This window comes from Humidesulfovibrio sp. (assembly GCF_035560995.1).
GTDB lineage: Bacteria > Desulfobacterota > Desulfovibrionia > Desulfovibrionales > Desulfovibrionaceae > Humidesulfovibrio.
This window is the reverse complement of record NZ_DATMYK010000182.1, coordinates 1-11,253: the sequence shown is the minus strand read 5'-3', so window position 1 is coordinate 11,253 and position 11,253 is coordinate 1. Positions and strand designations below refer to the sequence as shown.

At 64.0% G+C, this 11,253-nt stretch carries 10 protein-coding genes and 1 tRNA gene; 2 read left to right on the top strand and 9 right to left on the bottom strand.

Annotated features, from left to right (window positions below; genetic code table 11):
- Nucleotides 1-17 precede the first annotated feature (17 nt).
- The 9 genes from VN419_RS07050 to lysS form a co-directional block, all read right to left on the bottom strand.
- Nucleotides 18-875, bottom strand: coding sequence for an LpxI family protein (locus VN419_RS07050; RefSeq protein ID WP_325645894.1), 858 nt, complete (start codon nt 873-875; stop codon nt 18-20).
- 25 nt (nt 876-900) lie between these two features.
- On the bottom strand, nt 901-1,713 hold the full coding sequence (gene lpxA / locus VN419_RS07045) for an acyl-ACP--UDP-N-acetylglucosamine O-acyltransferase (protein ID WP_325645892.1): 813 nt from the start codon (nt 1,711-1,713) through the stop codon (nt 901-903).
- A complete protein-coding gene (gene fabZ / locus VN419_RS07040; RefSeq protein ID WP_325645890.1) occupies nt 1,713-2,192 on the bottom strand; it encodes a 3-hydroxyacyl-ACP dehydratase FabZ in 480 nt (159 codons plus the stop codon). Before fabZ ends, lpxA begins: the two co-directional genes overlap by 1 nt.
- Nucleotides 2,185-3,210: a UDP-3-O-(3-hydroxymyristoyl)glucosamine N-acyltransferase gene (lpxD, locus tag VN419_RS07035; protein ID WP_325645888.1), complete on the bottom strand. Its 1,026-nt coding sequence runs from the start codon at nt 3,208-3,210 to the stop codon at nt 2,185-2,187. Before lpxD ends, fabZ begins: the two co-directional genes overlap by 8 nt.
- Nucleotides 3,211-3,225: 15 nt before the next feature.
- On the bottom strand, nt 3,226-3,753 hold the full coding sequence (locus VN419_RS07030; RefSeq protein ID WP_325645886.1) for an OmpH family outer membrane protein: 528 nt from the start codon (nt 3,751-3,753) through the stop codon (nt 3,226-3,228).
- An 87-nt stretch (nt 3,754-3,840) separates the two neighbouring features.
- A complete protein-coding gene (gene bamA, locus VN419_RS07025) occupies nt 3,841-6,579 on the bottom strand; it encodes an outer membrane protein assembly factor BamA (protein ID WP_325645884.1) in 2,739 nt (912 codons plus the stop codon).
- Nucleotides 6,566-7,252 carry an ABC transporter ATP-binding protein gene (locus tag VN419_RS07020; protein ID WP_325645881.1) on the bottom strand — a complete coding sequence of 229 codons (687 nt, stop codon included), beginning with the start codon at nt 7,250-7,252 and terminating at the stop codon, nt 6,566-6,568. Before VN419_RS07020 ends, bamA begins: the two co-directional genes overlap by 14 nt.
- Entirely contained in the window at nt 7,245-8,474 is a 1,230-nt protein-coding gene (locus tag VN419_RS07015) for a lipoprotein-releasing ABC transporter permease subunit (RefSeq protein ID WP_325645879.1), read from the bottom strand. The genes VN419_RS07020 and VN419_RS07015 overlap by 8 nt, the downstream gene beginning before the upstream one ends.
- A complete protein-coding gene (gene lysS, locus VN419_RS07010; RefSeq protein WP_325645896.1) occupies nt 8,471-10,030 on the bottom strand; it encodes a lysine--tRNA ligase in 1,560 nt (519 codons plus the stop codon). The genes VN419_RS07015 and lysS overlap by 4 nt, the downstream gene beginning before the upstream one ends.
- A 320-nt stretch (nt 10,031-10,350) precedes the next feature.
- On the opposite strand from lysS, the gene VN419_RS07005 reads away from it, so the two are divergent.
- Both VN419_RS07005 and VN419_RS07000 read left to right on the top strand, forming a co-directional pair.
- Nucleotides 10,351-10,426, top strand: a tRNA-Asn gene (locus VN419_RS07005).
- Nucleotides 10,427-10,583: 157 nt separating this feature from the next.
- Nucleotides 10,584-11,253 (top strand): site-2 protease family protein (locus VN419_RS07000; RefSeq protein WP_325645877.1); only part of this gene is annotated, 670 nt, incomplete at its 3' end.

Genomic DNA, 11,253 nt, shown 5'->3' with positions numbered 1-11,253 from the left:
CGACCGAGGATCTGTCGCTAGCCCGCCAAAAGCTCGTCCGTGAGGCCAACTATGGCGATGCCCGCGCGGTCGGCCGCGGCGATGGCCGCTTCCAGGTCGAAGAACAGGCTCTTGCCCGCCTCCACGCCCAGACAGGTGCCCTGGCCCTTGGCCAACACGCGCACGGTGTCCGGGCCGACGCTCGGCAGGTCCACGCGCTCTTCTTGGCCGGGCTTCATGACCTTCACCACCACGCAGCCGGGCCCGCCCAGCTCGCAGCCGCGCCGGATGGCCGCGTCCGTGCCCTCCAGGGCCTCCACGGCGGCCACGATGCCCTCGCGCAGGACTACGCCTTGTCCGATGTCCAGGCGGCCCATCTCGCGCGCCAGGGCTGCCCCGCGCTTGAGGTCGGCCCATTCCCGTTCATCCGGGGCGCGTTTGGTCAGTATGCCCGGCGGGGTTGTCAGCCCCTTGGCATAGACTTGCGGTGAGACCAGCTCCATGCCCTCGCCCTCCAGCAGGGTGGAGACGGCGCGCAGCACGGCGTCGTCGCCCTTGCCGGGCAGGGACAAAAGCACCTTCACGGCGCGGGAGTCGAAATGGCGGATATCGAGAACGCCGGGTTTGTTGATGGTGCCGGCCATGACCACCTGGCGCACCTTGTGCTCGTGCAGGAAGTCGAGGAGCTTGGCCAGCTGGCCCAGCTTCAGCTCCCGGTGGGCGTCGGCCAGGGGGTAGACGTCCGGGTTGGTGTGGCCGGTGAAGCCCGCCACGATGAGCCGGTGGCCCTGCTCCTTCACGCCTTGGGCCACCAGCACGGGAAACTGCCGTCCCCCGGCGATGAGCCCGACGACGGTGGGAACGCCCGAGGCGACGGTGGCGGAAGGGGCGCTCATATTGCGGCCCGGACCCGGGTTCCGGCTAGTCCTCGCCGCCCGACGAGGAACGTCCGGCGTCGGAGGTGATGCCGCGCGTGGTGCTCTTGATGAACTCCACAAGGCGTTCCACTTCGGGCACGCCGGGCAGGTCGGTCAGGGCCTTCTGCAGAGCTTCCTCGCGCATGAGGCCGGAGCGGAAGATGATGCGGTAGGCCTTTTTGATGGCGCCGATGGCCGCCGGGGTGAAGCCCTTGCGCTTGAGGCCGATGAGGTTCGGGCCGTAAAGCTTGCCGCGGGTGCCCTGGGCCAGCATGTAGGGCGGCACGTCGTTGCTGTAGCCGGAAAGGCCGCCCAGGAAGGCGTACTCGCCGATGCGCGCGAACTGTTGCACCGCCGCCATGCCGGAGACGATGGCGTGGTCGCCGATCTCCACATGACCGGCCATGCTTACGGCGTTGGCCACGATGACGTGGTCGCCCACGGTGCAGTCGTGCGCCACGTGGGCGTAGGCCATGAACAGGCAGTGGGAGCCGATGGTGGTGGCTTTGTGCCCCTGGGGCGTGCCCCGGTGCACGGTGACGAACTCGCGGAAATCGTTGTGCTCGCCCACGCGCACCCAGGTCTCCTCGCCCTTGAAGCCGAGGTGCTGGGGCTCGTCGCCCAGGCAGGCGTAGGAGTGGACGTGGTTGCCCTGGCCCATGCTGGTGTAGTTCTTCACCTGGGAGAAGGCGTCCAGGCGGCAGCCATCGCCGATGATGACGTTCTCCTCGATGACGCAGTAGGCCCCGACCTGGACATCCTGGCCGAGCTTCGCGCCGGGATGCACCACGGCGGTGGGATGGATCGTCGTCGCCACTATTTTTTCCCCTTGTCCACGACTGCGGCGGTGAACACGCCCTCGGCAACGAGGGCGCCATCCACAGTGGCGCGTCCCTTCATTTTCCAGATGTTCAACTTGTGGCGGATGAGCTCAGCCTCCAGCAGCAGCTGGTCGCCGGGCACCACCGGGCGGCGGAACTTCGCCTCGTCGATGCCGGTAAACAGGAACAGCTTCTCGCCCATGGGGCCCTTCAGCGTGCTGCCCACGAAGATGCCGCCGGCCTGGGCCAGGGCCTCCAGAATGAGCACGCCGGGCATGATGGGCTCGCCGGGGAAGTGCCCCTGAAAGAAATTCTCGTTGAAAGTGACGTTCTTATACGCCTTGATGCGCACGCCGGGCTCCAGCTCCAGCACCCGGTCCACCAGCAGGAAGGGGTAGCGGTGCGGCAGAAGCTCCATGATGCGCCGGATGTCGATGGGCAGGTTGAGGGTGCCTGCGTCCTGTTCGCTACTCATGGCCTGTCTCCTTGTCTTGGCCCTCAGCGGCCTTTTCCAGCCGCTTCACGCGGCGCATCAGCTCCGGCAGCTTGGGCAGGGTAAGCGAAACCTTGAGGTAGGTGCCCGCGTCCATGCTGGGCGAGCCGCCCACGATGGTGCCTGGCGCAAGATCCTGGCCCACGCCGCTCTGCGCGGCCACCTGCACTCCGTCGCCCAGGGTGATGTTGTCGCGCAATCCGGCCTGACCCGCCAGCACAACGCCGTTGCCGAGCTTCGTGCTGCCGGCGATGCCCACCTGGGAGATGATCAGGCAATGCTTGCCCGTCTCCACATTGTGGGCGATCTGCACGAGGTTGTCGATCTTGGTGCCGTCGCCCACCTTGGTGGATTCCAGCGCCGCGCGGTCGATGGCGGCGTTGGCGCCGATCTCCACATCACGGCCAATGACCACGTTGCCCACCTGGGGCACCTTCACGTGGCCCTGCGGGCTCTGGGCGTAGCCGTAGCCGTCGCTGCCGAGCACCGCGCCCGCGTGGACGATGGCGTTCTCGCCCAGCACCGTTCCCGCCATGAGCGCCACGTTGGGGTACAGGGTGGCGTTTTCGCCCACCGCGCAGTCCTCGCCCACGTAGACGCCGGGAAAGAGCGTGGAACCCGCGCCCACAGTGGCCCGCGCGCCGACGAACACGAAGGGGTACAGGGTCACGCCCTCGCCGATCGTGGCTTCCGGGTGGACGAAGGCCTGGGAGCTTATGCCCGAGAGGCAGCCCTGCGGCTTGGCGAAGAGCGCCACGACGCGGGCCCAGTCGAGCTTGGGGTTTTGGGTGATGAGGCAGCTCTTGCCCTCGGGCGCGAACTTCTCCTCGCACAAAACCGCCCCGGCCTGCGTTTCGGCAAGCTGGGGCAGGTATTTGCGGTGCAAGAGCGGGGCGATGTCTCCTTGGCCGGCCTTGGCCAGGGTGTTCACTCCGCTGACGTCAATGTCGTGGCCGGAGAAGGTCAAACCGACCTTCCCGGCCACTTCTGACAGGCGCATATAAGGGTCAGCTCCCTACTTCTTACGGGTCTTCCAGGCCTTGTTCAGCTCGGCGGTGATGGCCTTGGTGATGTCCGTGGTGGGGTCGAAGTAGTAGATGATGCCCTGGGTCTTGGCCATGACGAGGCTGTACCCGTTCTTGGACGAGTAGTCGGTAACGGCGTCGTTCAGGACCTTGAAGATCTCGTTCAGCTTGATGCTCTTCTCGCGGTTGGCGGCGTTCTGGAACATCCGCACGGCCTCGGAAAGCTCAAACTCCTTGCGGCGCAGTTCGCGTTCCTTGTCCTGGCGCGCTTCCGGGGCCAGGGCGAAGGCCTGCTTCTGGAAATCTTCCTGCATCTTCAGGAAGTCCTTCTGCTGCTTCTCGATGCGCTCGCTGTCGGGCTTCATCTTGGCTTCAAACTGTTTGATGGCCTCCTGGCCGGGCTCAGAGGCGCGCAGCACCTCTTCGGGATCGAAAATGCCGACCTTGGCCGGACCGGCGGCAAAGGCCACGGACTGCAAAAGCAGGAGAAAGAAGGCTGCTGCCAGGAACTTACGCATGTGAATAACTCCTTTCAACGTGTGTTGAAGCCAGTGCTTGTCTAAACGGAACGCATCCGCCAGCGGGGCCTGTTCGGTCCTGGTCGGCTAGAAGGTGCGCCCCATGTTGAACTCGACCTTGTTGTTGCTGCTGTCGTACAGGTTGTCCAGGCCGTGGCCGTACTCGATCTTGAGCGGACCCATGGGCGAATACCACAGGATGCCGAGGCCGACGCTCTTGTACAGTCCGAACGACGGGGCCATGACGCCGCCGCGCTTGGGATTGCTGAACCAGCCCTCCCCTTCCTTCCAGGTATTGCCTGCGTCGAAGAAGCCGATGCCGTAGATGCCCATCTTCTTGCTCATGGGATACGTCAGCTCCAGGTTGGCGAAGGCCTCCTTGTCGCCGTACACGGCGCCGTAGCCATCGTTCTGGAGCGGGGTGATCTTGCGCTGCGAGTAGCCGCGCACGGTGCCGCTGCCGCCCAGGGCGAAGCGTTCCGTGATGGGGATCTCGTCGCTGCTCAAGTTCTTGCCCACCCAGCCGACCTGGCCGTGCCACTTGAACACCAGGTCGCCCACAACGGGATGGTACCAGCTGTTGTCGTAGATGCCCTTGATGAAATTGTCGCTGCCGAAGAGCGCGCCGCCGCCGTACATGAAGGTCAGGCTGTTCACCGTGCCGCTTGAAGGCAAGGTGGTGGAGCCGCCGTTGGTCGTGTCGCGCAGGAGGGTGGCCGAGGCCACGCTGGCGGTGTGCGTGCCTATGGAGTCGAGCACGATCTGTGAAGCGGAGGTGGTGTCCACGTCGTAGATCTTGTAGCGCTCAAGGCGGTAGTCCCACAGCAGGCTGGTGTACTCGCCCACGGGGTAGGAGAAGTTGATCTTGCCGCCCAGGGAGTCGCGGTTGTAGGCCACGTAGTCTTCCTTGCGGTCGAAGAGCTGGAAGCCCACGCCCAGGTTGCTGTCGTCCCAGCGGGGGTTCATGGCCGTGAAGGTGTAGGCGGTCTTCTTGGCGCCCCACTGGCCGTTCAGGCTGGAGCTCCAGCCCTTGCCGAAGAGGTTGGCCTCTTCCACGGAGGCGGCCAGGTACACGGAGTCATACGTGGAGTAGCCCACGCCGCCGCCGATCTTGCCGGTGTCCTTGTCCTTCACCTTGACCTTGAGGTCCATCTCGTCCGGGTTGCCTGTGGGCACGGGCTCAATGTCCACACTGGAGAAGTAGCCCAGCTTGTCCAGACGCTCGCTGGAGCGCTTGAGCTTCTCACCGTTGAACTGCGAGCCGTCGGCCAAGCGCATTTCGCGCAGAATGACGTTGTCGCGGGTCTTGGTGTTGCCTTCGATGAGCACGCGACGGATGTGGACCTTTTGCAGCTTGCGCATGACGAAAATGATGTCCACGGATTTTTCTTCCGGGTGGTCGTTCATGCGCACGTTGGCTTCCGCGTAGGCGTAGCCGAAGTTGTTGTAATAATCGGTCAGGGCCTTCAGGTCGTCGCGCACCATAGAGCGGTCGAGGAAGCCTTTTTCCTTCGCCAGCTCAGAGGTCTTGGTCAGCGCGATGAGCTTGGGCTCGTCGGCGATGAGATCACCCTCCACGCGCACGCTCTCCACCTTGAAGCGCGGTCCCTCCTCCACCTTGAAGGTGATGGTGATGCCGTCCTCGCCGATGGCGACCTCGGGCGCGCCGACCTTGGCGTCGATGAACCCGCGATTGTTGTAGTAGGCGGCCAGGGCGGAGCTGTCGCGCTCCAGCAGCTCTTCCTTCAGCACGCCGCTCTGGGTGAACCAGGAGAACAGGCCGCGTTCCTTCACGGCAAGCTCGCCCTTCAGCTCGTCCTCAGGCAGCTGCTTGGCGCCCTGGATGACAATCTTCTTGATGTAGAGCTTCTTGCCCTCGTCGATGACGAAATTGAGCCGGGCCTGGCCCTGTCCCGCGGTTTCGATCTCGTGCGTGACCTTGGCGTTGTAGAAGCCGTCCTTGCGGTAGATCTCGCGGATGGCGGCCATGTCTTCGGTGAGGACCTTGGGGTTCAACACCGCGCCCTTTTTGGAGTTGGCGACCTTGAGGATGTCCTCGCTCTTCATCTCCTTGGCGCCCTTGACGCCGATGGCCAGGATGCGCGGCTTCTCCACCACGCGGACGATGAGCTTCTTGCCGCCGGAAGCATCGCGCAGAAGCGCCTTCACGTCGTCAAAGTAGCCCAGGTCGTACACGGTCTTCACGTCGGCGTTGATGGTCTTGAAGTCGAGGGTGTCGCCCTTTTTGGTGGCCATGCGCATGAGCACGACCTCGCGATCCAGGGCCACGGTGCCTTCCACCTCGATGTCCACGATGCGGTCGAGCCCCATGAGGTCGCCCTTCATCTTGGCCACCAGTTCGTCCACGGCGGGCAGCAGGTTGATGAGGCCGTCCTTGCTGACGGACACGGGCACGGGAAGCTTGAGGCCGAAAGGATCGCTGACGCGCACGTCGAGCGACAAGGTCTCGCCCAACTGGCTGAAGCTGCCGGTGATGGCGTAGGTGGCGCCGGTCAAGAGCGCGCCCTCTTTGGCGGCCTGGGGGTCCGTGGGCCGGAGGCCTTTGGAGGCCAGGGCCTTTTCCAGGGCATCGCGCGAAATGACGGTGAAGCCCGCGTCGCTCAGGCGCTCGGACAGCATGTCCTGCAAGCCCTGGCGGAGGTACTTCAGATCGTCGCCGGCGTTGACCTCGAACGGCAGAACCACCACCGAGACCTCCCGCGGGGAGGTGACGGCGGCAAGGAACTGCCTGGGCGTGGCGAACACCGCCAGCGCCAGGGCCAGAACCGCCAGTGCGAAAAATTTGGTCTTTCTACCCCTGGGCATAGAGCACTCCCAACCGCAACTCCAGCCGCCGCCCCATGACGTTAGCCAGTTCTATGTTATGCGTTACGACCACGAAAGTCATCCCCAAGTCCCGGTTCAGGGACACCAGGAGTTCGCCGATCATTCTGCCCGTCTTCTCGTCCAGGTTGCCGGTGGGCTCGTCGGCCAAAAGGGCCTTCGGCCGGAGGAGAATGGCCCGCGCTATGGCCGCCCGCTGGCGCTCGCCGCCGGAAAGGGTGGTCACCGGAAAGCTCATCCTCGCCCCTAATCCCACCAGCTCCAGGGCCTCCCGCGCAAGCTCAAGGGATTCTTCCTTGCTCTTGCCGGCAATGAGGCCGGGCATGGCGACGTTCTCCAGGGTCGTGAACTCCGACAACAGGTGATGGAACTGGAAGACGAATCCGATGTCCCTGTTGCGAAGCGCGGCCCGGCGCCTGTTGTCGAGGCTCCCCAGGGCCTGCCCGGAGAAGAAGATCTCTCCGCTGGTCGGCGCGTCCAGGGTGCCCAGAAGGTGCAGGAGGGTCGTCTTGCCGGAGCCCGATGCGCCAAGAATGGCGATAGACTCTCCAGGCATGATGGTCAGGTCGATCCCGTCCAGAACCGTGAGGCGTTCCGCTGGCCCAGCAAATTCCTTGCCAACCTTGTTCAGGAAATATAGCGGCTCTTTATTCATAACGCAAGGCATCCGAGGGTTTGAGCGTCGCCGCGCGCCTGGCCGGGTACAAAGTGGACAGGAAGCACAGCGCCAGGGCCGCCACGCCGATGAGCGTCATGTCCAACAATTCCAGGCGTACAGGCAAATAATCCACCGGATACACATCGCTTGGCAGCTTGATGAACTGGTACTTCTTGAGCAGCAGCGCCACCGGAATGCCGATGCCGTAGCCAAGGGCCGTGCCCACCGCGCCGATGAAGCTGCCCTGGTACATGAAGATGCGCCGGATCATGCCCTCATCCGCGCCCAGGCTCATCAACACGGCGATATCCTTCGTCTTCTGCATCACCAGCATAACCAGCATGGTGACGATGCTGAAGGAGCCCACCAGGACGATCATGGCCAAAATAATGAACATGGCCGTTTTTTCCAGTTCCAGCGCGGCAAAGAGATTGGCGTTCATCTCCTGCCAGTTGCGCACGTACACCGGATAGTCGTGCAGCTTGGCCCGCAGCTGTTCGCTGATCTCTCCGGCCTTGTACACGTCGTTCAGGCGCACCTCGAGCCCGGAGACAACATTTTCCTTGAATCCAAGCAGATTGCGTGCGGCGTCCACGGTCACATAGCCCAGGGTCGCGTCGTACTCGTACATGCCGGTGCGGAAAATGCCCGCCACGCGGAACACGCGCACCTTGGGCGTGAAGCCGATGGAGCTTTGCGTGCCCGTGGGGGAAAGAAGGTTCACCGTGGCGCCGAGGGTGAGCCCCAGGCGCTTGGCCATCTCCGCCCCGATGACGACGCCGGGCAGGCCGTCCTTTTCTTCCAAATCCTTGACGCTTCCGGTGACCATGTCCTTGGTCAGGCTGAGCACCTGGTCGGCGGTGCCGATTTCGATGCCGCGCAGGACCACGCCCTTCACGCCGCCGCTGGCGGAGAGCATGACCTCGGAGTACACGAAGGGCGTGACGCCCTTGACCCCCGGAACCTGGCGGCACAAGTCGGCCAGGGCCTGGTGGTCGTGGATGCCGCCGGTGAAGGCGCTGACGATGACGTGGGCGTTGACGCCCAGGATCTTGTCGCGCAGGTCCTTGGTGAAGCCGTTCATCACCCCGATGACCACGATGAGCGCGGCCACGCCCAACGCTACGCCGCACACCGCGAAGAGCGAGATCACCGCGATGAACGACTGCTTGCGCAGCGCGAAGATGTAGCGCAGGGCGATCAGGAATTCAAAGTTCATGCGGGCTCGATGGCCGGTCCGGCCGCTGAGGAGGAACCGCCGCCACCTTGGGTGATCTCCGGCCTGAGCAGCGGGAACAGGATGACCTCGCGGATGGACGGCGAATCCGTCAAAAGCATGACGAGACGGTCGATGCCGATGCCCTGGCCCGCGGCCGGGGGCATGCCGTACTCCAGGGCGCGCACGTAATCCTCGTCCATGAAGTGGGCCTCGTCGTCGCCCGCGGCCTTTTCCTTCACCTGGTCCTCGAAGCGGCCGCGTTGGTCCACGGGGTCGTTCAGCTCGGAAAAGGCGTTGCCCAGCTCGCGGCCCACCACGAACAGCTCGAAGCGGTCGGTGATGTCCGGGTTGTCCTCGTTGCGGCGCGAAAGGGGCGAGATGTCCGTCGGGTAATGATAGATGAAGTGCGGCTGGATGAGCTTGGGCTCTACGAAGATGTCGAAGAGCTTGGCCTGCAGCTTGCCCAGCTTCTCGCCCTTGACGGCCTTCTCGCCGCTCTTGCGCACCAGCGCCGCGCAGCGGTCATAGTCCTTGTAGTCCTCCGGGTCCACGCCGCCGATCTTCTCGATGGACTCGTGGAAGCTCATGCGCGTCCACTTGCCCGGGGTCAGGTCGATGTCCTGGTCCTGGTAGCGCACGATGGTGGTGCCGCAAACATCCCGGGCCACGCCGGAGATCATGTCCTCGGTCAGGTCCATCAGGTCGTAGAAATTGGCGTAGGCCCAGTAGAACTCAAGCATCGTGAATTCCGGGTTGTGCCGGGTGCTGATGCCTTCGTTGCGGAAGTTGCGGTTGATCTCGTAGACCTTCTCGAACCCGCCCACGAGCAGGCGCTTCAGGTACAGCTCCGGCGCGATGCGCATGTAGAGCTTCATGTCCAGCGCATTGTGGTGGGTCTCAAACGGCTTGGCCGTGGCGCCGCCCGGAATGGGCTGCATCATGGGCGTTTCGACCTCAAGGAAGCCCTTGGAGTCGAGGTAATTGCGGATGCCGCGCACGATCATGGTGCGCTTGCGGAAGATTTCGCTGGTCTTGGGCGTGACGATGAGGTCCACGTACCGCTGACGGTAGCGGGTCTCCATGTCCTTCAGGCCGTGGTACTTCTCCGGCAGGGGGCGCATGGACTTGGTCACCAGGCTGACGGATTTGGCCCGGATGGTGAGCTCGCCGGTCTTGGTGCGGAAGAGGTCGCCCTCAACGCCCACGATGTCGCCCATGTCGAACTTCTTGAAGATCTGGTACGTCTCCGGGCCCAGGTCGTCGCGCGCAACGAAGATCTGCATGGACTCGCCCGAGTCCTGGAGCTTCACGAAGGTCACCTTGCCGAAGGACCTCAAGGAGGTCATGCGGCCAGCCAGGCGGAACACCTTGCCCACTTCGGCCAGGGCGGTCTCGTCCAGCTCTCCGTAGGTTTTTATGATTTCCGCAATATGGATGTTCTTGCGGAAGGTGTTGGGGTAGAGTTGCAGATCTGCGTCGAGCAGGGCGCAAGCCTTGTCGATGCGAGTGCGCAGGACGTCGTTGTACTCGTCCTTCGCGGCAAGTGCGTCGGCCAGGGGCTTGAAGCGCCCGGCATGCGTCGACTGGGCACAGCTCTTCGCCGCGCCGCCGTCGTGTGCGTTTTCGGCCAAAACGGGTCTCTCCCTAGGGGTGTGCGGACTCTAAAAAATGTCTCAAACCATTCGCCTGGGTACGCTGTACGCCTATGCCATACGCCCCCGGCAGTCAAGGGCGGGAGATACTCCGGCGTGCCCCCGAAGTCAAAACTTATGATTGATGAAGGTCCCGTGCCGCACCTGCAAATTTGTGGCGAGAAATTTCTTGACCTCGCGAGCGAGTTCGGCGTAAAGAGTCCTCCGCCGCATGAAGCGGCTCTTCCCCGGTAGCTCAATCGGCAGAGCGGGTGACTGTTAATCACTAGGTTCGCGGTTCAAGTCCGTGTCGGGGAGCCAGAAAAGATAAAGCCCGGAAGGCGAAAGCCCTCCGGGCTTTTTCGCGTCCGGCGCCCAGGCGGGCCCGTCTGAGCGGGCGAGGGCCGGGGCCGCGCGGACGGGAGGCGGGAACTTTGCCCCTTGCCCCTGCTGGCGCTTCGTGCTAGCCGCCTTACCCATGTCCGATCTCGCCCAATACCTCCGCGAACTGACGGTGCTTCTTGTGCCGCTGCTCCTGACCATCACCTGCCACGAGGCCGCACACGGCCTGGTGGCCAGCTGGCTGGGCGACCCCACGGCCAAGCTGGCGGGCCGCATCACCCTGAACCCGGTCAAGCACGTCGATCCCTTCGGCTTTCTGATCATGCTGGTTCCGCCGCACATCGGCTGGGCCCGGCCCGTGCCCGTGGACGCGCGCTACTTCAAGAACCCGCGCACGGGCATGCTCCTGGTGGCCCTTGCCGGGCCGGGAGCCAACGTGCTGGTGGCCGCCCTGTGCGCCGCCCTGTTCCACGCCCTGGGCAGCGTGCCCGTGGAGGACCCCGAAGGCATGGCCGTGCGCGTGCTGGTGCCCATGCTGACCATGGCCCAGGCGGGCGTGTACGTCAGCCTGCTCATCGGGGCCTTCAACCTGCTGCCCATTCCCCCGCTGGACGGCAGCAACATCGTGGCGCGCTTCCTGCCGGAGGACCTGGCCTGGCGCTACATGGAGCTGGGCCGCTACGGGGTGCTGTTCATCATCGGCCTCTTGATCCTCGGCAATTTCGCCGGCATCAGTCTTTTCGGCACCCTGCTCTTCCCGGTGGTGCAGTTTTTCGCCGGGCTTCTGGGCATGTACGCCTCTTTCT

Coding starts and splice junctions, on each gene's coding strand:
- VN419_RS07050 (WP_325645894.1), bottom strand. CDS start 875: ATGAGCGCCCCTTCCGCCACCGTCGCCTCGGGCGTTCCCACCGTCGTC.
- VN419_RS07015 (WP_325645879.1), bottom strand. CDS start 8,474: ATGAACTTTGAATTCCTGATCGCCCTGCGCTACATCTTCGCGCTGCGC.
- VN419_RS07030 (WP_325645886.1), bottom strand. CDS start 3,753: ATGCGTAAGTTCCTGGCAGCAGCCTTCTTTCTCCTGCTTTTGCAGTCC.
- VN419_RS07020 (WP_325645881.1), bottom strand. CDS start 7,252: ATGAATAAAGAGCCGCTATATTTCCTGAACAAGGTTGGCAAGGAATTT.
- bamA (WP_325645884.1), bottom strand. CDS start 6,579: ATGCCCAGGGGTAGAAAGACCAAATTTTTCGCACTGGCGGTTCTGGCC.
- lpxD (WP_325645888.1), bottom strand. CDS start 3,210: ATGCGCCTGTCAGAAGTGGCCGGGAAGGTCGGTTTGACCTTCTCCGGC.
- fabZ (WP_325645890.1), bottom strand. CDS start 2,192: ATGAGTAGCGAACAGGACGCAGGCACCCTCAACCTGCCCATCGACATC.